Genomic DNA, 22,393 nt, shown 5'->3' with positions numbered 1-22,393 from the left:
TTTCGTGAGGCGTTTTTATAAAAACAGCTCCTTACGTTCTAAATGCTTATACAGCCGCGTTGTGACTTGTTTTTGATTCCATTCGTTTTGCGGAAACTGCTGCTTGTCTACGTGAGAAACGGCTGGTTTGTAGGTTTTTTGAATCCGTTTGATATCATTAAACGTTGCGTTGGTTTCAATGTGATCAGCGAGCGTAAATACAAGAGAATGCAGCTTTGCAACATTGGGAATCGTAGCTGCTTGGCTGAAAATAGCTTTCGCGACGGACAGCTGTCTTTCATGCGCAGTAAAGATGTCTTGCTCATTACGCTCCTTTAAAAAAATAAGCGCTTCTTTTCCGTTAAGACGAATTGATCCTTTTGGAAAAACAATGTTGCTCTGTTCAAAAGCACGTTTGTTTGTGACGATAATGCCGCCTAATTTATTTACAGCATCGACGACTGACTGCTGATCCATTTTGACATAATAATCAACAGGAAGCTTTGCATACGTTTCGACGTTCTTTACGACAGCATTCATATTTCCTCGGTGATAAATGGTTCGCAGTGTTTCATTGCCGAGCTGAGTTGACCCTGGCAAGTGGGTCATTTTTATTGATTCATGCTGTTTATTAACAGTCATATATACAAATGACGTATTTTGATGGTTCTCTTGAATTAAAAGCAGGGAAAACGGTTGCCCTTTTTTTAAATTGACGTGTGTTTTGTTACCAAGCTCAAGCGGTACATATGTTTGTTCAACGGCGGCTTTCACCGTATGATAGCCTGCAAATGTGATGCTGACAAAACTGACGAGTAAAAATAGTACGAGACCGCCAATCCACTCTTTTTTTGCTTTGCTGCTCATCGTCTCACCTTTTTCTATCGAAGTCGTTCGTAGTATTGCCATCTTAAAAGGGGAGTAAAACAAATGAGCGCTATTTTTATTGCTTATCTTGCTTTTTCTTGGCGTAGGTTTTGAGCTCTGTGATTAAAATCGCTTGTTCTTCCACATCGTTAAACGCTTCAATGCCATAAAGGTATTCGGTGTGCCGTTTTTCTTTCCACACGCAAAGTCCGGTAATATGGATGGGTTTTTCATTTAAATAAAAGCTGATTTTTAGCTGAATTTGATGGTTAAAAATAGGTAAATCAAGCGGCGTGATTATTTTGATTCCTTTTGGTGAAAGGTCGATAACGGACAAAGGACCTGGCTTAGAATCGATTTCTTTGTTGTCGTATTTAGCAATGGAAAACGTTCCAACAATGGGGGTCTCAAATAAAAAGCGAAACGGTTCTTCACGTTTAAAATGCATGTATCATCAGTCCTTTTCGTAATCTAAGTTTGTTAAGTAAGTATTCGATGAAAGTCCAAAAATTCCTACACGTTTTTCCCCATCACACATATAATGTTTATCGGTGTAGAATATCTACCATGACCAAAGACCGGCCATGGTAGATATTCTAGACCTTTGTGGAAAGATTCAAGCTTTATTAGTTATCGATTGCCGATTATAACTGCTTTTATAGTATCGGAAGTTTTGTTTGAAACTTTAAAAGGTGAGGAAAAGGTTTTGAAAAAAGCGCTACGCTAGAGTTAGATTGTATGTTAAAATTAAACTTTGTGAAGTAGCTGTATTACAAGTCAGCGTTCCTTCAACTAATTAGGAGGTGAGATGAATGGGCACTGATGACCCCATTTCGATGAAGGTTACTGCAAAACAAGATAGGGGCAACAAAGGTGTATATGTTCCTCTCATTTCAACGAAGGAAAATACCCCTTAATGCCTCAATGATGTGAGGTGAAAAATCAATGATTAAAACATACTTATATGATGATGAAACAAAAGAAATGGTAACGAATCTTGATTTAGGAGACGTGCATGAAAAATTGCGCAATCCTGATAATTTGCTGTGGATTGATTTGTATGATGTCCACGGACAAGAGCTTGCTCAAATTGCTAAATTATTCGATTTTCACCCATTGGCGATTGAAGACTGCTTACACGACAGTCCTCGCGCTAAAATGGATGATTACGAAGACTATAAATTTTTCGTTTTTCACGCGCTTCGCTATAACGAAGAAAGTGATGACGAGATTACGACGCTTGAGTTAAATGCCTTTGTCGGATCAAATTACGTAGTGACGATTCATAAACATAAAATGGGCTGGCTTCGTAAAATGGATGCTGTGTGCTCACGCTATCCAAAGTTTATGAACCGCGGCGCTGACTTTTTACTGTATGCTTTGATTGATGGCATCACGGACGAATACTTTCCGATTTTAGACCGAATTGACATGCGTATTGATGAATTAGAAGATGAAATCTACAACAAAGAAGTGCGCGGAGTGACGGAAGAGTTCTTGGCGTTAAAAAGAACGATTATCTTAATCCGTCGCGTTATTTTGCCTCAGCGCCGAATTTTCTTAACGGTGAATGGAAAGTGGAAATTCGATATACGAGAAGAAAATGTTCCTTTCTATATTGACTTGCTTGACCACTTAGAGCGTATTGTAGACTCTGCCGAAACGTTTAGAGACCTCGTAAACAGTGCGCTTGATACGTATTATTCTATTACCAATGCAACTTCATCTGAAAAGCTGAACGTCTTAACGCTGATTTCAACGATTATGCTTCCGCTGACGTTCGTAACCGGATTTTTTGGGATGAACGTACCGATTCCATATCAAAATTCCCACTGGGCTACCGCTGTTATTATCGTTATGTTAATTGTGTTAACGTGGGGAATGTGGAAATACTTTAAAAACAAACAGCTTTTATAACAAAAAGGCGCTTGGCCATAAGCCAAGCGCCTTTTTTCTTTATTTTGTCACCGTTTTTGTTGTTGCTTTACTTGTATTGTTCGCTTTGTCTTTTGCCGTTACGCTTAAGACTGTTTTTTCTTTTTGCTTTTTAATTTTTACTGAGTATTGTCCTTTGCTGTTAGCAGCAGCAGAGCCAATGCTTTTTTTGTTTACTGTTACCGTTACGGTAGCATTTGCTTCTGTTTTACCTGTTACAGCTGTGCTTTTTGTTGTGACAGCATTGACGCTTGGTGCAGCAGGGGGTGTTTTATCGCTCACTTTTACAGTCGTAGCTTTACTTGTGTTGTTAGCTGCGTCTGCTGCTGTTACGCTAATTGCTGTACCTGCTTTTTGTTTTTTAATGGCAATGCTGTACTGGCCTTTTGCGTTGGCTTTTGCTTTGCCGATTTCTTTATTGTTTACTTTCGCTACAACAGATGCATTTGCTTCAGCTGTTCCTTTAATAGCTGTATCCGCGTCGCTGACCGGATTTACTTTAGGTGCATTTGGAGCAATAACGTCACGCACCGTTACTTTTACTTCTTCACTTTCTTGTTTTTGGCTGTTTGTAGCTGTGATGTACAAGACTGTGTTTTCTTTTTGTTTTGGAATTTTTACTTTGAACGCGCCTTTTGCGTCAGCTTTTCCTGAAGCAATCACTTTCTTAGCGCTGTTTTTAACATTTACCGTAAAATTCGCTTTAGACGTTCCTATTACGTATTCATCTTTATTCGTCACGGCTTTTACCGCTGGTTTGGCAGGTGCTTTTTGAACAACTGCACGAATGCTCGTACTTGCTTTTCCGTTTGTTACAACTACTTGTAAAACGGTATCAGCTTTTTGAGCTGGAATGTTCACAGAGAACGTATTTTTTGCATCAGCTTTCACTGTGCCAAGTGTTTTTGAGCCGTTCATTACTTTAACAGTTGAACCGCTTTGAGCTTTACCTGTAACAATTTTTTGCGTGCTGACAAATGTATTTACCTGCGCTTGCAGCTGCTGTGCACTTACCGCGCTGTACGCATTTAAACGTCCCCATCCTGATACGTAATCGTAGCCTGGAGCAGGAGGTTCTGCTGGACTTTCTTCATCATCGTATACAGGAGCATCTTTTTCATCAAACTTAATATCTTTAGCTGTATCCGTTAGGCGTTTTTCAACGTCTTTTGGCTTTAAGCCTGGGTTTTGTGATAGCAATAATCCCGCAACGGCTGCCACGTGAGGTGTTGCCATTGATGTTCCGCTTAAGTAAGTAACGTTTCCGTCTGGAACAAGACTTGGAATATCAGAGCCTGGAGCTGTAATATCTAATCCTTTTCCGTAGTTTGAGTAGTCAGATACGATATCTAAACGGTTTGATGCGCCTACTGAAATCGCATAGGCAGATGAAGCAGGGTAAGAGAGTTCTTCCATACCGTCGTTTCCGCTTGCTGCTACAACCGTTACGTTATGATCGTATGCATATTTTAATGAATATTCAAGCACGCGGCTGTAAGATCCGCCAAGGCTTAAGTTAATGACTTTTGCACCGTGATCGACCGCGTATTTAATACCGTACGCAATTTGTTCTGTATCTCCGCTACCAGATGCGTCTAGAATTTTAACTGGTAAAATCTTCGCATGAGAATTAATGCCGGCCATTGAATAGTTATTGTTTGCAGAGGCTGCGATAATACCTGCTACGTGAGTTCCATGTCCATTGTCATCAGTTGCATTTGACGAACGATCCACGTAGTTATAGCCTGTTTTTGTATCCACCACGCCTTTTAAATCAGCTAGTGATGAATCGACGCCCGTATCGGCAACGGCAATAACCGTATCTTTTAATTTTTGACCGTTTAGTAATTTTTCAAGTGATTCGTATTGAATATCGGCATGCTGCGTACCGTCATTTTTACCCGTATTGTTTAATGACCATTGATACGGATATTGTGAATCCATTGAAAGAGCGTGGTACTCTTGAACCGGCTCGATAAATTCAGTTTCAGGAAGTGCCTGAATTTGTTTTGCCGTCATTTTACCTTGAGCAGATGACGTGCTGAAGCTTTTTGCATTGCTGTCATCTAATTGAATAACAAACATATTATCAAAAGAAGCAGCTGATTGTTTTAATGGATTAATAGATTCAATGCTTGCTGATTTTGACTGTGCTTTTGTTTTGAATGATTTAGCATTTGCACCATCTTTTAATTTAACAATATAGCGAGTTTCAGCTTTTGTTGAAACGCTGTTTGCGCTGACTAACTTAGCTCTTACTAATACAGACGATACGTTTAAGTCCGTTACGTCTTTTAATTTTGTCTGCGCCGCTACTTTGTCTAAATCTTTCTTTAAAGCAGCCGGAACGGATTTATAAGCGATGCTGTATAAATCATTGATGGCTTTTTGATCAGCACTTGTAATCATGTACGTGCTTGATGCGCCGTTTTTCGCCACATCTGTAAATAGACCTTTTAGCTGAACTAAATCTTTGTATACTTGTTCGCGCATTGATTTATCGATAATCATTTTAGAGCTGATAAACGGAGCGGCTTTGTAATAAAGAGAAGAAAGGTCTTTTCCGCTTGCTGTTTTTGAAAGCACAGCGTCGCGAATCGTGCGCAAATCTTTTAAAATACCTTTTCCGTTTTCTTTTTGGCTTGTACTTAATTCAGCCGGGCATTCTTCTGCCTCCATTTGAGAAGGGGGAAGTGAAGCGCCTTCATAGCTGATTGTGTAAGGAACTTCTGTTTTTAATTCCGGTTGAGGTTCAGAAGGTGTTTTTCCATCTTCTTCTGTATCGTCTTCGATGATGATATCTTCATCTCCATAATACTCAACTTTCACATAATAAGGGCCAGTCCAGGCGATTGGAAAATCTAACTGAGCAGGCTCGTCTTTGTAAGAGTATCCCATATAACGGTCAAATGCCACGTTGTTTTTGGCATTTTCAAGACTGGAGTAAACCGTGATATTTACTTCATCATCACTTTGAAGCTTAATTCGATAGTGTGAAAACTTTGCTACATCTTGCTTAGAAGGATTAATTTTGTACCAATGTGTTTGTTCTGGTTCTGTAAATGTTCCTTTTGCTGCTTTACCAATGCTTAATGTTTTTTCATTAGCAGGAGGATTGCCTGCCGCTTGTGTTTTCAGTAAGCCTAATTGGCTAAAACACAAGGTGAACATTAAAGCAAAAGCAATAAAACGATAAATTGACCCTTTTTTCATGTTAAACCTCCAAAAAAATATAGTAAAAAACAGGAATTACATACCTATTAAACCATAAAGTTTAAAAATTTGTAAATAATTACTGTTGCTTATTTTAGTATTTTGTCAAGTTATTAATCTCGTATAACAAATGGTGAGATAAGTCCTAGTTGCAAAAAGTAGAAAAAATTGGAATAATAAAGATTGAGCCTGTTTATACGAGGCGAGAGTACGCTGAAAAGGGAAGAAGGGAATGAGAATTATTTTTCAAAGCAGAATTCACTGGAGAAAATCTGATCGGTTTCTTTTTACCTGTGTTTATAAAGAGGAAATCGGGCTATATAAATAAAGATTGGAAAAATTTTCAGTCTAATTAAGTTCATTTGTAGCATATAATACGAGCTGGATTTCTTTTATAATAAACAAAAGCAAAGAAAGAGCAAATGGTGAAAAGGAGTGAAAGAAGTTGTCAAATGTGATGCAACGACAGGAAAAACGAATGAAGTTTGATGCCGAACAGCTTGCACCCCTTGATATTGATGAAGAGACAAAGAAGTTGCTAACAGAAAAAGGATTGCCCAAAGAAGCTTCACCATTTCTAGAGTTCGTTTCATCCAAAGGAAAGCTAACAACATTATGCGAAACATTTGAGTTATCATCTCGCTACCAGCACTATTGGTTTTTAGGAACAACAGGCGCTGGAGATCCAATTTGTCTTCATCAAAAAAACGGTTCGGTTGTGCTGCTCGATACGTCCAACGATGACTGCGAGCGTTTCGTGAATACAACTTTTCCGCAGTTTTTAGCATGCTTAGATGTGTTTGAAGAGCTAGTAGAAGAAACGATTCAAGCTAACGGAGAATCTGCATACTTAGAGAGACACATTCCTGCTGAGGTGCTGCAGCGATGTAAAAAACGAATGAATGAAATTGATGAAGCTTGCTTAGCCCCTTATTCTTTTTGGTTCAAAGAACTTTCTTTTTAATATAGTAGAAAAATAGACATGGCCGTTTTGGTCATGTCTATTTAGTTGTGGCTGCAGGGCTATTAATATAGATAGAATAAATAAAAATGATAGTATATAATGGATATAAATTCCTTTTTTAAAGTAAGGAGGAGGGTGTAAATGATTTCTTTATTTGGATTAATGGGTACTTTCTTTGTTCTGCTTTTTGGTGTGTCGTATTTCTTCTATAGAAAGAACTCACCCGTGCAGTACGGAATTTCACTTAGCAGCATGCTAATAAGCATATTTCTATTTCTATATAGCATATTTGGAGTTGGCGGCTTTGAAGGAATGGGTCTTGGTGCTTTAGCGGCTGCTTTGTTCTTGGCATCGGTTCTGAGCTTGTTCGTCAGCGTTCTTTTTAATATCATAAATAGACACGGGAAAGGTGCTGTGTGAAATGGGGGAAATAACCTTTAGAGAAGCGGTGCGGGAAGATTTAGATCAAATTGTTGAAATGCTTGCTGATGATATGCTTGGAAGCAAACGAGAGCGCTACGAATCACCGCTTCCCGCCTGTTATGTTCAAGCATTTCAGGCAATTGATGCGGATCCAAACAATGAACTGATTGTCGCATGTAAAGATAGTGAAGTAATAGGTGTTCAACAACTAACCTTTACGCCTCACATTGCACGACAAGGCGGGTGGAGAGCAACAATTGAAGGAGTTCGAACCGCTTCGTCACAGCGCGGAAAAGGGGTTGGATATCAGCTGATTACATGGGCGATCCAACGAGCGAAAGAACGTAACTGTCAGTTAGTACAATTAACAACCGACAAGGAACGGTCGGAGGCTTTGCGTTTTTATCAAAAGCTTGGATTCACAGCTTCTCATGAAGGGCTAAAGCTTCATTTGTAATTCGCTGTTAATAGTTGTATGCCTGTGGGAAGAATTTTTTGATTAAAATGAATTTTTTAGTTTAGTTCAATTGAAACGTGGTATACAAATAGTACAGAGCCGATAGAAATTTTTCTAAGGCTACTGTGAAAGGTAAATACTTAGCTTCATGAAGGGACTGGTCTAGTTTTGGAATACTTAACAGCAACTTCAGCAAACGTATTACCTCACATGAAAAGCAGATATTCTGATCTGACAATTGGCACTCTCGTTATGAACCGATATACGTAGCGAAAGGGCCTCACAAGGGCAAATGAACATGAAATAATTAGCATGATATGAAGGGAAGAACCTGCATCAGTTTTGATGCAGGTTCTTTTTTGTGAGATGCACAATAAAACTTATATAAAGCTTCGGCAGGGATTTACATGTAAAATTTATAGGTATGGTAAACTATTCGAAATTGTATCGGCACGAAAAAGGAAGGAGGAGTTCTATGGATACACGCGAGCTCTTTTATTATATTTATCAAAAGAGTGTCACAGCGGAAAAACATTATTTACCATGGGCACTTTCTATGCTGGAGCATGAACAGGATTCTTTATCTCTTTCTATTTTAGCTTCTCTCCAACCACCTTATAATCTCTTTGAAATAGAAGATTATTTTCAGCGTACTTTAAAAGAGCTTTCCTTATTGAAACCGAGTGAACAGGAATGTACAGATTACCTGATTTATACGCGGCTTCAAACGATTGTGCAGCATGAAGAGAGGGCGCTAACAGAAGCCAATCACTTATACAACATGTTCATTGAACTCGACTGTCCGACGAAGTTAGTAGGTTGGCTTGAAATTAGTGATATGATAGATGACTATCAGTACGGAGACAATTATTTTAACATTACGGATGAAATTATACATACAACAATTATGAAAGAAGCTAAAAGCCAGCTGGAACATTACCGCAAAAAAATCTTCAAATGAATGCACTACGAAATTTCTTATAACTTATTTGACACCTAAGGTATAAAAGAGTATACTTATGTTAAACATAGTAATTATGTCGGATAAGTAGGTTATGGTGCTGTGAACAAGACTTCTACTGATAAAGAGGAGATCTAGTCCAAATCGTACAGTCCGACTTTGATGAGATGCTTTCAAGCATCTTTTTTTTGTGCAAAAAAAACAGCCGCAGGGGCTGTTATAGGGCAGTAATTCTTCCTTTGTAAGCATCAATCAACCGCTGGTTATGTTCATCTGAACCTTCCATGTTTCCGCTTAAAAAGACAGGAGGCGTGATGCCGCGGCTGAGCAGTTTTTGGATGGCTTTAGATAGGACATCATTTAAGATAGCGCCTCCAATTACAGTAGAGCCAGAAGCGAAAGAAATGTCTTGCTGATGAAGAAGAACGTCTCCTTTTGGAATGTGATTATTAATAACAAGATCCACGACATCATGAAGGTATTTTCCGCTTTTATGTCGCGAAGCCCGGCTCGTGGCATAAGAAGGAGAGGTAAGCCCGATAACAAAGGCGCCTTTTGCTCTTGCAATTAAAGCCACATCAATCGGAACGGGATTTACGCCCGACGTAGAAATCACAATCATGATATCGCCTGGTACTATATCTTCTTTTTCCATAAAGGTATTTGCATAGTCATTTCTACGCTCTAGCTGTGAAGAGCGCGAAGCTCCTTTATGAAGCATCAGTTCTTCTACAAAAATAGGATGAATCGGTGCAAGCCCTCCGGAACGGTAAAACACTTCTTCCGTTAAAATATGAGAATGACCGCACCCAAATAAATGAATGAGGTGATGAGAAGCTAGTTGCTGTGAGATTTTCTCGGCTGCGGATTCCATTGCCTGCTGTTCATGCGCCTCCACTTTAGCAAGCAGTTTTGTTAGTTCCTGTAGATATAAACTAGACATAAAAAAACTCCTTAGTTAAGATCGTGTCATGTTAATCGTAAACTTATAGCGGTCTGCTCGGTACGAAGACTTCACCACTTCAAGCGGCGTGCCGTCTTGCAAATACGTATTTCGTTGAATCAGTAGAACCGGTGAATATGAGCTGATTCCAAGATGCTTCACTTCGGTTTCAGAAGCTAAAATGGATTCTAACGTTTGATTGGCTTCGCCAATTTTCAGCCCGAGCTCTTCTTCAATATAGCGGTAGAGAGAGTCATTAACAATGGATTCCGTTAATCCTTTGACTAAGTTAGCGGATACATACACGCTTTCAAGGGCCATTGGTACGTTGTCAGCTAAACGAATACGCTTGATTTCATAAACAGGTGCATGAAGAGAAATGTGCAGCTGCTCGGCAATTTTTTCTGAAGCCGCAATAATTTCAAAGCTCAGCAGCTTGCTGCTTGGCACCATTCCGCGTGCTTTCATATCTTCTGTAAAACTCGTTAATCCAACGAGCTGCTGCTCCAGTTTTTTTTCAGATACAAAGGTGCCGCGGCCTTTTTGACGATACAAATAACCGTCGTTTACTAAATTGTTAATCGCTTGGCGAACGGTCATTCTGCTGATTTCAAATCGTTCTGCAAACTCTCGTTCAGAAGGAAGCGAATCATTTGGTTTTAACTCTCCGTTTTCAATTTGTTTTTTCAACTGTTCTTCAATTTGATAATAAATCGGAAGAGGTGAGCTTTTATCAATCACTTAAGTTCTCTCCTTTATGTAAACCTCCTCATCTAAAAAAGACGAGGAGGCTATAAATTAAACCGTAGTCGATACTTTAGCTAAAGCTTCTTGGTCCGCAATAATTGTAACACAGTGATGCTTCTTTAAAATAGAAGCAGGGAAGTCTTCTGTGATTTCTCCGTTAAGCAGCTGATACATCGCTTCTGCTTTGGCTTCCCCGGAGATAAGCAGTAAAATTTCTTTGCTTTTCATAATCGATTCAATGCCCATTGTAATAGCCTGAGTAGGCACTTCGTCAAGAGAATTAAAGTAGCGCGCATTGGCTTTTCGCGTTGACTCTTCTAACGTCACAATATGAGTAGGAGAGTTGAATGACGTACCAGGTTCGTTAAAGCCAATGTGTCCGTTTTGGCCGATTCCAAGAATCTGAAGGTCAATGCCTCCGTGATTTTGAATCATTTCATCGTAGCGGCGGCATTCTTCTTCAGGCGTATCAGCTAGGCCGTTAGGAACGTGCGTGTTGCTAACGTCAATATCAATGTGATTAAATAACGCATCTGCCATATAGTAGTGATAGCTGTTTGGATCTTGCGGCTTCATTCCGACATATTCATCTAAGTTAAAGGAAGTAACGTGTTTGTAAGACGTGCCGTGCTCTTTATGATCTTGAATTAAACGATCATATAATCCTTTCGGCGTACCTCCCGTTGCAAGTCCCAGATTCATATTTGGCTTTTCATGAAGTTTGCCAATCAGCATATCAGCTGCTTTTGCACTCATTTCACTGTAATTTTTCACTTGGATGATATTCATTGTTAGTCCTCCTTTTGAAAGCTCAATGTGCCTCGGCAAAATGTCATTTTAACATCTAAGTTTTCATTTAACACCACGATATCCGCATCTTTTCCAATTTTGAGACTTCCTTTTGTATCGAACAGATTAAGCTGTTTTGCTGGGTTTTCAGCAGTCATTTTTACGATGTCTTCTAATGAGCAGTTCGTAAAGCTCATCGTGTTTTTAATCGCATCGTTCATCTTTAAGATGCTTCCTGCTAACGTTCCATCTGCAAGGGTAGCCGTTGTGTCGTTTACGTGAACAGGCTGTCCGCCTAAATCATACGTACCGTTTTTTAGCCATTTGGCACGAAGAGAATCCGTGATAAGAATCATGCGTTCACTTGTAATTTGATCGTACGCAAGCTTGACCATTTCAGGTCGGCAGTGGATGCCGTCTGTAATCAGCTCTACAAATAATTCATCTCTCAAATAAGCGGCCCCTAATACGCCCGGCTCTCTATGGTGAAGACCGCGCATGCCGTTATATAAATGCGTAATATGAGAAGCTCCTGCTTCGATGGCTTCACCAACTTGATCATATGTGCTGTCCGAATGGCCAATAGAAGCGACGACGTTTGTTTCTTTTAAATAAGAAGTAAGCGCTAAGCCGTTTGGCTGCTCCGGAGCTAATGTAACAAGTTTAATATGTCCTCCTGCTGCTTTTTGCCACTCTTGAAACAGTGCTACATTCGGATCTTGAATGTGAGTAGGGGGCTGTGCACCCGCACGTTTTGGTGAAATAAACGGACCTTCTAAGTGAATACCAACTACTTCAGCATCCGCATCCGCATCTGTTTGTTCTTCTATATAAGCGCCCGCGTTGCGAAGCGCTTTTTCAATCGCTTCATTCGACTGCGTCATAGTAGTTGCTAAAAAGCTTGTTGTACCTTCTTTTGGGAGCGTGCGCGCCATTGTTTTTAATGCTTCTGCTGTACCGTCCATTGCATCGGCATTGTTAACGCCATGAATATGCACATCAATGGCACCAGGAATCACTTTATAGGAAGGAGAAAGCTCAATCACATGATCATTCGGCTGACGGACGTATTGATGTGTCTCTCCGATTTCAGTAATTTTCTTGTTCGTTAGTTTAATATACCCGTTTTTTAATGTCTGATTTTCACTATAAACGGTTACATTATAAATAATGATGGATGAATGTGTATCCATACATACACTCCTTTGCTCGTTGTATTGATTTAAGTGTAACGCTTTTTGGAATAGTTGTCTAGACCAGTTGATTCTTTTTTGTGAACTAGAAAGTTTTGTAAGGGCTTTTAACATTGATATAGAGAGGTTTTCAAAAATAAAATTGGTATAGACAACTATATATTTTATGTGCTAGTATGAGTCCATGCAGTAAAACCGCCGTTATTTCAGCTGATTATGTACTCATGGGCTGGGATGAATGCGGTAACTTGTCATCCGATAAATATTGTTACGAAAATCCTTGCTCGTGACATCGGGTTAAATACGTTATACAAAGGGGATAGAAACATGCTGAATTTTTTACAACGTATTGGTAAATCGCTTATGCTGCCAATCGCAGTATTACCTGCTGCGGCATTGCTTCTTCGTTTGGGTCAAAAGGACTTATTGGATATTCCATTTATGGCACAAGCCGGAGATGCAATTTTTGCGAATTTAGCACTACTGTTTGCGCTCGGTATTGCTGTAGGGCTTTCAAAAGATGGAAGCGGCGCAGCAGCACTTGCCGGAGTGGTCGGTTATTTTGTGTTAACAAAAGGTACTGTAGCTATTGATAAAGATATTAACATGGGTGTACTCGGCGGGATTGTCTCGGGGGTAACGGCTGGTTTACTATACAATCGTTTCTCAGCCATTAAGCTGCCAGAGTGGCTCGGCTTCTTTGCAGGAAAGCGGTTTGTACCGATTATTACGTCAGTCGTTATGCTCGCGCTTGCAGGAATCTTCGGGGTTATCTGGCCGCCGATTCAAGATCAAATTAACAACTTAGGAACGTGGATTACAGGAGCAGGAGCGCTTGGTGCAGGTATATACGGATTTTTAAACCGTCTGTTGATTCCAATTGGACTGCATCACGTGTTAAACAGCTTAGTATGGTTTGTATTCGGAGACTATCACGGCGTAACGGGAGATTTGAATCGATTCTTTAAAGGCGATCCAACGGCAGGAACATTTATGTCTGGATTCTTCCCGGTTATGATGTTTGGTTTACCGGCAGCAGCGCTTGCGATGATCGCAGCAGCTAAAAAAGAAAAACGCAAACAAGTCAGCGGTATGTTAATCGGACTTGCTGTTACTTCTTTTTTAACGGGAATTACGGAACCAATTGAATTTCTATTTATGTTCGTAGCACCGTTATTATACGTTATTCATGCCGTTTTAACAGGAATATCGATGGCTTTAGCCGTTGCTCTTGGTATTCACGCTGGATTTGGATTTTCAGCAGGGGCCATTGACTTCTTCTTAAACTACGGAATTTCACAAAAACCGCTGCTGTTAGCGGGAATTGGAATTGTATATGCAGTCATTTACTTTGTCATTTTCTACACGCTGATTAAAGCGTTAAATTTAAAAACACCGGGACGTGAAGATGATGAAGAAGTAGACACATCAAACGAAACGGTTGTAGCAACAGGCGATAAATATGTGGATATGGCATCGTATTTTATTGAAGATCTAGGCGGAAAAGAAAACTTAACCGCAATTGATAACTGTGCGACTCGTCTTCGCTTACAAGTAGCTGATGCCGGCAACATTAACGAAGCAGCCTTAAAGCGTCACGGAGCGAGAGGAATCATGAAGCTCAGCAAAACAAATGTTCAAGTCATTGTCGGAACAGAAGTAGAGTTTGTTGCGGACGCAATGAATCAATTAGTTAAATACGGAACAGCGTCAACCGCTGCACCTGTTGAACAACAGGCTGTTCAAGCAGACGTACACACAGAGTTTGTGTTACCGTTTGAAGGCGTTGTAAAGCCGCTTAGTGAAGTAGAAGATCAAGTGTTTTCACAAAAAATGATGGGTGACGGCTTTGCAATTGAACCGATTGAAGGAACGCTCGTATCACCGATTAACGGTGAAGTCATGACCGTATTCCCAACAAAACATGCGATTGGCTTAAAAACAGCAGAAGGAATTGAAATCCTCATTCACGTTGGATTAGATACCGTGAATTTAAAAGGCGAAGGATTTGAAGCGCTTGTTCAAGAAGGCGACAGCGTTCAACAAGGGACGCCGCTTTTACAAGTGAATTTAGACTATGTTAAAAAGCATGCACCGTCTATTGTGACACCAGTTGTATTTACCAACTTGCCAGCGGATAAAGAAGTGAAGCTGTTAAAAACAGGCTACCAAAAGCAAGGTACAAAAGACGTTATTACATTTTAATAAAAAGGCTAGAACAAACCTGTTCTAGTTAAAAGAAGATCCGAACGATGAAGCGTTCGGATCTTTTTATTGTGATGGTGAACGTAGATTTAATAATCTATTTAGTTGCTTCTGGCTGTTGATTGGAGGGCAAGGCTCAGCGCCCGCCCGCGGAAAGCGAAGCCTTGCACGGAAATCAACAGCGTTGTCGCAAGCAGTCAGCTCATATATCCTATTTGTTCGTTTTTATATGGGGGTAATCTAGTTACGTTTCAATCTCTTTTTTCTTTTCTTCATAATTGAAAGAATTTTATGTTAAAATTTAGTGTGTTTGATACAGCTAGTGCGGAGCAGAGAGGGAGTAGAACAAATGAAAAAAGAAGCGGCATTATTCATGGTAAAGGTGACGGCATGTTTATTATAGGAGCATTAGTCAATGGATTAGCAATTGTTGTAGGAACATTAATGGGCAAGCTTGCTCACCGCATTCCTGAAAAAGTAAGCGTGACGGTGATGCAAGTGATGGGTTTATCCGTTATCACGCTTGGTTTGCAAATGGGTTTTAAAAGTCACCAGTTTTTAATTGTAATTTTGAGCTTAGCCATTGGAGCGGTTATTGGTGAGTTCATTGATTTAGATGAAAAGCTAAACCTTTTAGGCAATATGATTGAACGAAAATTTCAATCTCAGCAAAATGACAAGCAAACATTCAGTATTTCACAGGGCTTTGTGACAGGAACGTTAATCTTTGTCATTGGAGCAATGGCAATCGTAGGAGCATTAGACAGCGGAATACGAGGCGATCACAGCGTATTGTTTACAAAAGCGGTGATGGATGGGTTTATCTCATTATTATTAACGACTACGCTTGGAATAGGCGTCATTTTCTCAGCGGTGCCCGTGTTTCTATACGAAGGCATCATTGCGTTGTTTGCCACGCAAATTAATGCGGTCGTGCCGCAAGATTTAATGAATAGTATCATTGCCGAAGTCACGGGAGTAGGGGGCGTGTTAATTTTAGCGATTGGAATTAATTTATTAGAAATTATTAAAATTAAAGTTGCGAATTTACTGCCTTCGATTTTAATTGCGGTTGTGATTGTAGTTGTACAGCATACATATTTTTCATGAAGAAAAAGCTTGTGAATAGTATTCGCAAGCTTTTTTGTATATATGGGCAAAAGTTAAGGGAATAGCAGGTATAAAATGATACGTGGATAATGGTATAGAATGAACCAAAAGCAAAAAGGAGGATTAAAAATGTCGAGTCCTGTCTTCAATAAAATGAATACGGTATTTATCCACGTATCTCATTTAAAAACTTCAGTAAAATGGTAGAGCGAGTTACTGAGTCAAGAATACAAGATGAGCGAGGTGAAGGACCCCGTTTATAATCTTAAAATTGATGGAGAAACGGGGTTAACACTAGACGCGGGTCCTGAAGGAACAGAAAAACAAATAGTTGCTAGCCCTCATCCAATTTTTAATTTCCATACGGAAGATATTAAAGAAGCGTATGAATTTGTTAAAGGGATGGACTATACGATTGAGTCTCCGATTACTTCTTTTGATGATTTTTCGTTTTTTACGATAAAAGATCCGGATGGACATGTGGTCATGATATGCACAGGTTAAGTCGTTAGCTCCAGAAGTTTAAGGTATAGTATACTAATAAGAAAACCCTAATGAGATGAAGTAAGGAGAAATACTGCTTATGAAAGACAATCAACCGATTACAGCTCTTATTGCTGCACAAGTGGAGAAGTTAGCACATCAATTTGGCTATGATTTTTTATCTGAAAAACAAGGGAATCAAACGCTTTGTCAAATTCTTCAGCGAGATGAAGATGGATCTATTTTGGCGACGCCGCTTAGTTTTCATTTACATATGAATGAAGACAAAGGGACAGGAGATATTATTTATTACCATGACCAAGGAGAATTTAAGCGCCAGCAGGTGAATGTATATGAAGAAAATAGCCTTGTGAACGTTTTGTTATTTATCCAAGAGCGGTTGAAGGTCAATCGATAAAAACGATTGACCTAACATATGCAAGAAAAAAAGCAGGGAATTCCCTGCTTTTTTTCTATGAATTAATATAGCGCAATCCTACGCGGTTATTAAAAATTTGGTTGTGATTTTTAAAGATAAAAGCACCTGCTGCGTGATCAATCAACAGCTCATTGTCGTATACTTCTTCCATGTCATCATCAACAATAAATTCTAAGTCTTCAACCGTTACAACTTTTTCATAGGGTTGAAGGCTGCGCTTTGAGATGATCTTCATTTCATAAATTGTATTAACAATATCGCAGCTTCCTCGATCAAAAGAAAGCTGAACCATTTGATTTTGTTCTACGTTCCGCAACGCTTCTTTTGCAGAAGGGGTGACGCGTATATTCATAATGATATCCTCCTTTTTCTACCCTCAAATTAAATTGTGTAAAATGTATTTAGGAATACTTTACTCGATTTTTATATCACCGGCAAGAAAAAAGCTTTCGTATATTATTTCCCTTTCGAAATGGAACAAAACGCTGCTTTTTTATCATCTTTTCATAAAGGCGTACATAGATATCACCTGTATGTGATTAAAGGAAAAAGAATCGACTATAGAAAAACGCCGATTCGTAATTCTTAGGTGTAAATGCTTAAAAATAGGAATATATTGTAATAAAATAAGAAGTTAAGTCATTTACCTATTTTAATAGTTATTGAGATAGTTTTGAATAATTGGTTTTATTTTCAATATATTGGGTACTTAAGTAGAGTACTTTGCACACGATATTGCACCGAAAGACATCGGTTTATCGGACTGATTATTGTCTTATTTTGTCGAAGTAGTAGAATTTATGGAAACCATTCCTTATCATGTACAAAGTGACTAACAAAATACATAGGAGGTTCTGGTGTAGATGAGTGAGAAAGATCAAAACAGAACAACAGACGAAACAGCGGCTTCGCTAGAAACAGCGCCCGTTCCCAAAAAAGCGCCGGCTAAATGGATTATCATTTTAGCAGCTTTAATTGTGATTATTGGAGGAGCAATTACATTTGCTACGGTATTTAAAAAATCTCCTAAGCAATTATACTTAATTTCTGAAGTAAATACGTATCAAAAAGCAGCTGATGAATTAGAAACAAAGTACAGTGAAACGATGGCTTATCAGGAAAAAGCGATGAAGCAGCCTTCTACTACAAATGCTACTATCAAAGGCGGCTTTAACATGGATTCACTTTCATATGATCCAAGCTTTAAAATGATTCAAGATCTTATCAGTAAAGCTGAAATTAAAATTAAAGCGGAACAAGATCCGAAAAAAAGTGAAGGATACGGTTCACTGGCTCTTAATATCGGCGGTTCAAAAGCGCTTGATCTAGAAGGTTTTCAAACGAAAGAAAGAATAGGCTTTAAAGCCCCTATTCTAGCAAATGAATATTTCTATTTAAACTTAGACGAATATGGGCAGGTAGCGCGTAAGTTCGATCCTTCTTATTCAGGTCCTGAAACGCTTGATATTAACACAAGCAACGTGAGTTTAGAAGACTTAAAGTTAACGGAAAAAGAAAAGACTTACATTGCAAAAGAGTACGGAACGTTCATTTATGATCAGCTAGACAGCGATTATTTTACAAAAGAAAAAAATGTGGATTATAAAACAAATGGCAAAACGCTTCAGTTAACAAGCGTGACGCTTAACATGTCTGATAAAGAAACAAAACAATTTATGGATAAGCTTATTGCGAAGGTAGCAAAAGATGACAAGCTTCATACCATCTATGCAAATCACGTATCTAAGCTGTTTAAATCTTCGGCAGCAACGAATCCAGAATTAAAAGATATGGCAGATCCAAAAGAATTGAAAAAATCAGTAAAAGAAAGTCTTCAAGACTTCCAAAAAGAAGCAAAAGATACGACTTACCCTGGCGGTGTTAAATCAACTGTGTACGTTCAAGATGATGTTGTGGTAGCTCGCGATATGGACATGGGTGTAAAAAATGCTTCTAACGATAAAGGCAAACTTAACGTAGTGACTAAAAATATTCCGTATGAAGATAACAAAACGGCTAAGCAGTTTAAAGCAGTTCTAACTGATAGCACTACCGATGATGCGTTTACGTTTGATATGAAAAATGACGTAACAACGGAAAGTGAAAAACGAAAAGAAAACATGTCTATTCATTTATTAACAAAAGATTCAAAAGATGAAGACACGAATATGACGTTTAAAATGGATTCAGTAATCAATGGTAAAACCGATGCGAAACAAACGGCTGACCGTACTTTCTCTTTAGACTTAGGTGATCAAGAAGATCTAGTAGTAAACGGGGAAGTAAAGCAGAATCAAGCAATAAGTGCTTCAAAAGGAAAAGCAGATTATTCGTTTGATATTCGTACAAAAATAGGACCAAAAGCAGATCCGGCAAACGTTACGTTAAAAATTGACTCTGCTTCTCAATTAAAAAAATCAGCAGCTATTCCAGAGCTTGACGCATCTAATGCGACAAACGTAAAAGATGTAACGCCTGAAGATATGCTGTCAATTCAAGAAAATTTCGCTAAAAATGTTCAAGGTCTCATGATGAATATGGGAACCGCTGGTTACTAAAAGGTGCAAAGCAGATGAAGATATATTTCTCTTTGACTCTTTTTACATGTAAAGCTCTATTGAAAAATATAAAATCTCTCATACTGCTAATAATGATCCCTGCTCTGTTTTTATTTGGAGCAGGGATCATTATTAGTCAGAGCATGCAAGGTGAGGAGAGAGTAAATCGGTTCCCCGTGGCAATTGTGGATAAAGATGATACTGCACAAACCAAGTACGTCATCGAACAGCTGACTGAAGGTAAGCTTCGCAAGATCATGAAGCCTCTTTACACGAATGAACAGAAAGCTAAACAGCTGCTGCAGCAAAATAAAGTGGCAGCCATTGTGACGCTGCCAAAAGGTTTTAGTCATGATATTGCTCATGGGAAAAATCAGCCTTTACACGTCATTGGAAATAGCAATAAGCCGCTTCAGTCACAGCTCTTTCGCTATGTGATGGAAAGTGCAGCCGACTACACATCAGCTGCTCAAAGCGGTATTAATACGGTTGATACCTTTTTAGAAAAAGAAAATGTTTCCGATAAAAATAGACGCGCAGAGTTTAAGAAAAGCTTGGTGACGTTTGGGCTTCACGTGTTAGATCGAGGAAGTTTATTTGATGAACAAATAGAAACGAGTTTCTTTCAGCAGGATATGAAGCAATATTACGTCCTGTCTTTTGCTGCTTTGCTGCTTATGATTTGGAGCTACGGCGGCTGGCTGCTTGCTAGTGAAACGCAGACTTCTCCCGTGCTGGCTCGAATGAAAACAAGAGGTGTATCATTTGTCCACATTTATTTAGCGCAGCTGACGGCTCTGTATGTTCTTTTGCTACCCGTATCCGTCGTTTTGTTTGGAAGCCTCCTTAAAGGATTGAAACTTCCTGTAACTGGTACGTACGGAGAGCTTTTTTTAGGGGTAAGCGGAATTTTGTTTGCTTTTTTATGTTTGTTTTTACTGCTTCGGGTTCTTTTTTTATCACAAAAAGCTTATCAAATAACCGGTTTGCTGTTTATTTTGCTGAGTGCGATTTTAAGCGGACATGTTGTGCCGGTCGTCTATTTACCGGACTGGGCGAGTGGTTTCCAGAAATGGTCACTCAACACCCGTGTCTTGGAGCTATTATTTTATGAGTTTGATGGATATAACACAAACGAAGCTTTTCTTCACCTTAAGCCTATTCTCATTACGGCAGCAGGAAGTTTTGTTCTTGCTGTTGGCTACGTGATGACTTTGCAAAGGCGGTGGAGAAAATGATCAGTGAAAAAATAAAGCAGCTGCTGAAGCGCCCTATGCTTGTTATTATGATTTTCTTTTTACCTTTAATAGGAACGATTATTAGCAGCTCGTTTTTAGCAAAAGTACAAAGTGATTCGAAAATACCTGTTGCTCTTGTCGATCAAGATCACAGCAAAATGTCTAAACAAGTGATCAATCGACTACAGAAAACAACAGAAATTCAGTTTCTTTCTCTGAACGAAGAACAAGCGAGAAAGCAGCTGGCAAAAAATAAAATTGACAGCATTTTTATGTTTCCTAACGGATTTCAACAAGAAGTAGAAGCGGGGAATTATCAAGGAGTCATTGATTTGCTCACGCTGCCTTCTTCCGTTGCCACAGAAGCGGTTCGAGAAGTCGTGGCGAGTGAAGTGACAAGGTTAACGACAAATGTTAAAGCGGCAAATGAAGTGCGGTTTTTATATAAAGTTTATAACATTCATGAAGGACCGGATTTATGGAAAGAAGCGTATCGTTATACCGATAACCAGTGGAAGCCAAAGCCGCTGATGACAATTGATTACGAGGCGCAAGGAACGAAGCAGACGAAGCAAGGGAACGTTCAAATGACCGGATACGTGCCGCTATGGGGATTCTTTACGCTTTTACTTTGCTGCATCACATCAGATTGGATGATTAAAGAGCGGAAGCATCTTTTCAAACGAATGAAAACGATGCAAAAAGGACTTTACGGTTATATTCGAAGCGTCAGCGCCGCTTATGCTGTGCTATACGTGCTTCAAGCTCTCATAAGCTTTGCTTTATTTAAATGGTTGTATGGAGTAGAGTCTTACGGTGTGCTGCTGTATATGTGTATCTATGTGATTGCGTGCGTTGCTTTTAGCACGTGGCTTGCAAGTGAAAGTCAGCGAGTTGGATCTTATTATATGATCAGCGTTGTTATGGTCACAGGACTCAGTATAATAGGAGGGAGCTTTTTCCCGGTAGGAGAGCTTTCTGCAACGATTGAAAGAATAAGTCAGTGGCTTCCGCAGCATCTGCTTCTGTATCAGCATGCACTGCCGCTTACGTTCATTTGGAAAGAGATAGCTGTTTCCATTGCATGTATATGTTTGTGCGCGTTTAAACTAGTGTGGAATGTGAGGAGCATCAAATGATTGAAATTAACAATGTTAGCAAAACATACGGAAAAAAACGGTCGTTAGCAAATGTTACGCTGACCGTAGAAAGTGGAGAAGTCATTGGTCTTTTAGGACCAAACGGCGCTGGTAAGTCGACGCTTCTGTCTATTTTGTCTACCATTACGGCTCCTTCAAGCGGGAATGTCACGATTGGAGGCTTATCGCTTAAGAAAAATCAAAAAGCGATTCGAGAAGTCATTGGCTACGTTCCACAAGACATAGCGCTGTGGGAAGAGCTTAGTGTAAAAGAAAACATGAAAATGTGGAGCAAAATGACTTCACGCTCTCTGTCGAATGAACAGCTTCAGTCTCTTTGCTCAGCTGTACAGCTCGAAGGAAGATGGAAGGAAAAAGTGAAAAATTTATCAGGAGGCATGAAGCGAAAGCTAAACATAGCCGTTTCACTTATTCATGAACCGTCCGTTTTGTTAATGGACGAGCCGACGGTCGGAATTGATTTGCAGTCCAAGCTTGAGATCATTCGTTATATTAAACAGCTGGCGGCAAAAGGAAAAACGATTATCTATATTACCCATGATTTGAATGAAATCTTAGACGTGTGTCATCGGTTTGCGGTCTTAAAGGAAGGAAAGCTGGAATTTGTCGGCACGATGGACCAAGCGAAAGAAAAGACTGGGGAAGAGGCAGAAGAGAATGTTGTGTACAAGCTGCTGCATGATTAAAGTAAAACAATAATAAAAAAAGAGCCGCTTTATAAAGAAGCGG

The 22,393-nt window shown here is 39.3% G+C and carries 21 protein-coding genes; 13 read left to right on the top strand and 8 right to left on the bottom strand.

Translation table 11 applies throughout. The features are described 5' to 3' along the window. Nucleotides 1-15: 15 nt before the first annotated feature. Complete coding sequence (locus ACFX40_RS03055; protein WP_251626034.1) at nucleotides 16-846, bottom strand: LCP family glycopolymer transferase; 831 nt, start codon at nucleotides 844-846, stop codon at nucleotides 16-18. Nucleotides 847-922: 76 nt separating this feature from the next. Next, a complete protein-coding gene (locus ACFX40_RS03050) occupies nucleotides 923-1,294 on the bottom strand; it encodes a PilZ domain-containing protein (RefSeq protein WP_028407825.1) in 372 nt (123 codons plus the stop codon). Nucleotides 1,295-1,791: 497 nt separating this feature from the next. Here ACFX40_RS03050 and corA point away from each other — a divergent pair, with 497 nt between their 5' ends. Next, on the top strand, nucleotides 1,792-2,763 hold the full coding sequence (gene corA / locus ACFX40_RS03045) for a magnesium/cobalt transporter CorA (RefSeq protein WP_013055874.1): 972 nt from the start codon (nucleotides 1,792-1,794) through the stop codon (nucleotides 2,761-2,763). A gap of 39 nt (nucleotides 2,764-2,802) precedes the next feature. Here the strand turns inward: corA and ACFX40_RS03040 are convergent, their stop codons facing one another. Then, a complete protein-coding gene (locus tag ACFX40_RS03040; RefSeq protein ID WP_377254025.1) occupies nucleotides 2,803-5,994 on the bottom strand; it encodes a S8 family peptidase in 3,192 nt (1,063 codons plus the stop codon). A gap of 454 nt (nucleotides 5,995-6,448) precedes the next feature. Here ACFX40_RS03040 and ACFX40_RS03035 point away from each other — a divergent pair, with 454 nt between their 5' ends. From ACFX40_RS03035 to ACFX40_RS03020, 4 genes are all read left to right on the top strand, one after another. Continuing rightward, complete coding sequence (locus ACFX40_RS03035) at nucleotides 6,449-6,958, top strand: SUKH-4 family immunity protein (RefSeq protein ID WP_225049769.1); 510 nt, start codon at nucleotides 6,449-6,451, stop codon at nucleotides 6,956-6,958. Between the two features lie 141 nt (nucleotides 6,959-7,099). Next, nucleotides 7,100-7,378, top strand: a complete 279-nt coding sequence (locus ACFX40_RS03030; RefSeq protein ID WP_136790057.1) for a YesK family protein — start codon at nucleotides 7,100-7,102, stop codon at nucleotides 7,376-7,378. A 1-nt stretch (nucleotide 7,379) separates the two neighbouring features. Further along, a complete protein-coding gene (locus tag ACFX40_RS03025; protein ID WP_098332233.1) occupies nucleotides 7,380-7,838 on the top strand; it encodes a GNAT family N-acetyltransferase in 459 nt (152 codons plus the stop codon). Nucleotides 7,839-8,313: 475 nt separating this feature from the next. Next, the gene (locus ACFX40_RS03020) at nucleotides 8,314-8,799 is read left to right on the top strand and encodes a hypothetical protein (RefSeq protein ID WP_050688262.1); all 486 of its coding nucleotides are present in this window, start codon (nucleotides 8,314-8,316) and stop codon (nucleotides 8,797-8,799) included. Between the two features lie 217 nt (nucleotides 8,800-9,016). Here ACFX40_RS03020 and ACFX40_RS03015 read toward each other — a convergent pair whose 3' ends face one another. The 4 genes from ACFX40_RS03015 to nagA are packed head-to-tail and all read right to left on the bottom strand — an operon-like array spanning nucleotide 9,017 to nucleotide 12,471. Beyond that, nucleotides 9,017-9,742 carry an SIS domain-containing protein gene (locus tag ACFX40_RS03015; RefSeq protein WP_263034428.1) on the bottom strand — a complete coding sequence of 242 codons (726 nt, stop codon included), beginning with the start codon at nucleotides 9,740-9,742 and terminating at the stop codon, nucleotides 9,017-9,019. 15 nt (nucleotides 9,743-9,757) lie between these two features. After that, a complete protein-coding gene (locus ACFX40_RS03010) occupies nucleotides 9,758-10,483 on the bottom strand; it encodes a GntR family transcriptional regulator (protein WP_377254023.1) in 726 nt (241 codons plus the stop codon). A gap of 57 nt (nucleotides 10,484-10,540) precedes the next feature. Next, nucleotides 10,541-11,278 carry a glucosamine-6-phosphate deaminase gene (gene nagB / locus ACFX40_RS03005; RefSeq protein ID WP_377254021.1) on the bottom strand — a complete coding sequence of 246 codons (738 nt, stop codon included), beginning with the start codon at nucleotides 11,276-11,278 and terminating at the stop codon, nucleotides 10,541-10,543. A 2-nt stretch (nucleotides 11,279-11,280) separates the two neighbouring features. Further along, nucleotides 11,281-12,471, bottom strand: a complete 1,191-nt coding sequence (nagA, locus tag ACFX40_RS03000) for an N-acetylglucosamine-6-phosphate deacetylase (protein WP_377254019.1) — start codon at nucleotides 12,469-12,471, stop codon at nucleotides 11,281-11,283. Between the two features lie 327 nt (nucleotides 12,472-12,798). On the opposite strand from nagA, the gene nagE reads away from it, so the two are divergent. The 4 genes from nagE (at nucleotide 12,799) to ACFX40_RS02980 (ending at nucleotide 16,687) form a co-directional block, all read left to right on the top strand. After that, complete coding sequence (nagE, locus tag ACFX40_RS02995; protein ID WP_098248441.1) at nucleotides 12,799-14,676, top strand: N-acetylglucosamine-specific PTS transporter subunit IIBC; 1,878 nt, start codon at nucleotides 12,799-12,801, stop codon at nucleotides 14,674-14,676. Between the two features lie 390 nt (nucleotides 14,677-15,066). After that, nucleotides 15,067-15,786: a DUF554 domain-containing protein gene (locus ACFX40_RS02990; protein WP_057239623.1), complete on the top strand. Its 720-nt coding sequence runs from the start codon at nucleotides 15,067-15,069 to the stop codon at nucleotides 15,784-15,786. Between the two features lie 234 nt (nucleotides 15,787-16,020). Further along, on the top strand, nucleotides 16,021-16,290 hold the full coding sequence (locus ACFX40_RS02985; protein ID WP_377254017.1) for a VOC family protein: 270 nt from the start codon (nucleotides 16,021-16,023) through the stop codon (nucleotides 16,288-16,290). A gap of 79 nt (nucleotides 16,291-16,369) precedes the next feature. After that, entirely contained in the window at nucleotides 16,370-16,687 is a 318-nt protein-coding gene (locus tag ACFX40_RS02980) for a hypothetical protein (protein WP_377254015.1), read from the top strand. Between the two features lie 55 nt (nucleotides 16,688-16,742). Here the strand turns inward: ACFX40_RS02980 and ACFX40_RS02975 are convergent, their stop codons facing one another. Continuing rightward, nucleotides 16,743-17,060 (bottom strand): iron-sulfur cluster biosynthesis family protein, encoded by a 318-nt coding sequence (locus tag ACFX40_RS02975; RefSeq protein ID WP_377254013.1) that lies wholly within the window; start codon nucleotides 17,058-17,060, stop codon nucleotides 16,743-16,745. 511 nt (nucleotides 17,061-17,571) lie between these two features. Here ACFX40_RS02975 and ACFX40_RS02970 point away from each other — a divergent pair. From ACFX40_RS02970 to ACFX40_RS02955, 4 genes are read left to right on the top strand one after another with little or no spacing between them, the layout of a single operon-like run. Then, nucleotides 17,572-19,266: a hypothetical protein gene (locus ACFX40_RS02970; RefSeq protein ID WP_377254011.1), complete on the top strand. Its 1,695-nt coding sequence runs from the start codon at nucleotides 17,572-17,574 to the stop codon at nucleotides 19,264-19,266. Nucleotides 19,267-19,280: 14 nt separating this feature from the next. Next, complete coding sequence (locus ACFX40_RS02965; protein ID WP_028407842.1) at nucleotides 19,281-20,504, top strand: ABC transporter permease; 1,224 nt, start codon at nucleotides 19,281-19,283, stop codon at nucleotides 20,502-20,504. Further along, nucleotides 20,501-21,643, top strand: coding sequence for an ABC transporter permease (locus tag ACFX40_RS02960; RefSeq protein WP_028407843.1), 1,143 nt, complete (start codon nucleotides 20,501-20,503; stop codon nucleotides 21,641-21,643). The genes ACFX40_RS02965 and ACFX40_RS02960 overlap by 4 nt, the downstream gene beginning before the upstream one ends. Next, complete coding sequence (locus tag ACFX40_RS02955; RefSeq protein ID WP_013055892.1) at nucleotides 21,640-22,350, top strand: ABC transporter ATP-binding protein; 711 nt, start codon at nucleotides 21,640-21,642, stop codon at nucleotides 22,348-22,350. Before ACFX40_RS02960 ends, ACFX40_RS02955 begins: the two co-directional genes overlap by 4 nt. The last annotated feature ends 43 nt before the right edge of the window (nucleotides 22,351-22,393 follow it).

The sequence above is a fragment of the Priestia sp. YIM B13552 genome, from assembly GCF_042787775.1.
Taxonomy (GTDB): Bacteria; Bacillota; Bacilli; order Bacillales; family Bacillaceae_H; genus Priestia; species Priestia megaterium_E.
This window is presented reverse-complemented; position numbering and strand designations above follow the sequence as displayed.

Excerpts from the sequence above, each read along its gene's own strand:
- corA (WP_013055874.1), top strand. The coding sequence starts at position 1,792 with ATGATTAAAACATACTTATATGATGATGAAACAAAAGAAATGGTAACG.
- ACFX40_RS03025 (WP_098332233.1), top strand. The coding sequence starts at position 7,380 with ATGGGGGAAATAACCTTTAGAGAAGCGGTGCGGGAAGATTTAGATCAA.
- ACFX40_RS03030 (WP_136790057.1), top strand. The coding sequence starts at position 7,100 with ATGATTTCTTTATTTGGATTAATGGGTACTTTCTTTGTTCTGCTTTTT.
- ACFX40_RS02965 (WP_028407842.1), top strand. The coding sequence starts at position 19,281 with ATGAAGATATATTTCTCTTTGACTCTTTTTACATGTAAAGCTCTATTG.
- ACFX40_RS03040 (WP_377254025.1), bottom strand. The coding sequence starts at position 5,994 with ATGAAAAAAGGGTCAATTTATCGTTTTATTGCTTTTGCTTTAATGTTC.
- ACFX40_RS02970 (WP_377254011.1), top strand. The coding sequence starts at position 17,572 with ATGAGTGAGAAAGATCAAAACAGAACAACAGACGAAACAGCGGCTTCG.
- ACFX40_RS02975 (WP_377254013.1), bottom strand. The coding sequence starts at position 17,060 with ATGAATATACGCGTCACCCCTTCTGCAAAAGAAGCGTTGCGGAACGTA.
- ACFX40_RS02960 (WP_028407843.1), top strand. The coding sequence starts at position 20,501 with ATGATCAGTGAAAAAATAAAGCAGCTGCTGAAGCGCCCTATGCTTGTT.
- ACFX40_RS02985 (WP_377254017.1), top strand. The coding sequence starts at position 16,021 with ATGAGCGAGGTGAAGGACCCCGTTTATAATCTTAAAATTGATGGAGAA.
- ACFX40_RS02955 (WP_013055892.1), top strand. The coding sequence starts at position 21,640 with ATGATTGAAATTAACAATGTTAGCAAAACATACGGAAAAAAACGGTCG.
- ACFX40_RS03050 (WP_028407825.1), bottom strand. The coding sequence starts at position 1,294 with ATGCATTTTAAACGTGAAGAACCGTTTCGCTTTTTATTTGAGACCCCC.
- ACFX40_RS03015 (WP_263034428.1), bottom strand. The coding sequence starts at position 9,742 with ATGTCTAGTTTATATCTACAGGAACTAACAAAACTGCTTGCTAAAGTG.
- nagA (WP_377254019.1), bottom strand. The coding sequence starts at position 12,471 with ATGGATACACATTCATCCATCATTATTTATAATGTAACCGTTTATAGT.
- nagE (WP_098248441.1), top strand. The coding sequence starts at position 12,799 with ATGCTGAATTTTTTACAACGTATTGGTAAATCGCTTATGCTGCCAATC.
- ACFX40_RS02980 (WP_377254015.1), top strand. The coding sequence starts at position 16,370 with ATGAAAGACAATCAACCGATTACAGCTCTTATTGCTGCACAAGTGGAG.
- ACFX40_RS03055 (WP_251626034.1), bottom strand. The coding sequence starts at position 846 with ATGAGCAGCAAAGCAAAAAAAGAGTGGATTGGCGGTCTCGTACTATTT.
- nagB (WP_377254021.1), bottom strand. The coding sequence starts at position 11,278 with ATGAATATCATCCAAGTGAAAAATTACAGTGAAATGAGTGCAAAAGCA.
- ACFX40_RS02990 (WP_057239623.1), top strand. The coding sequence starts at position 15,067 with ATGTTTATTATAGGAGCATTAGTCAATGGATTAGCAATTGTTGTAGGA.
- ACFX40_RS03020 (WP_050688262.1), top strand. The coding sequence starts at position 8,314 with ATGGATACACGCGAGCTCTTTTATTATATTTATCAAAAGAGTGTCACA.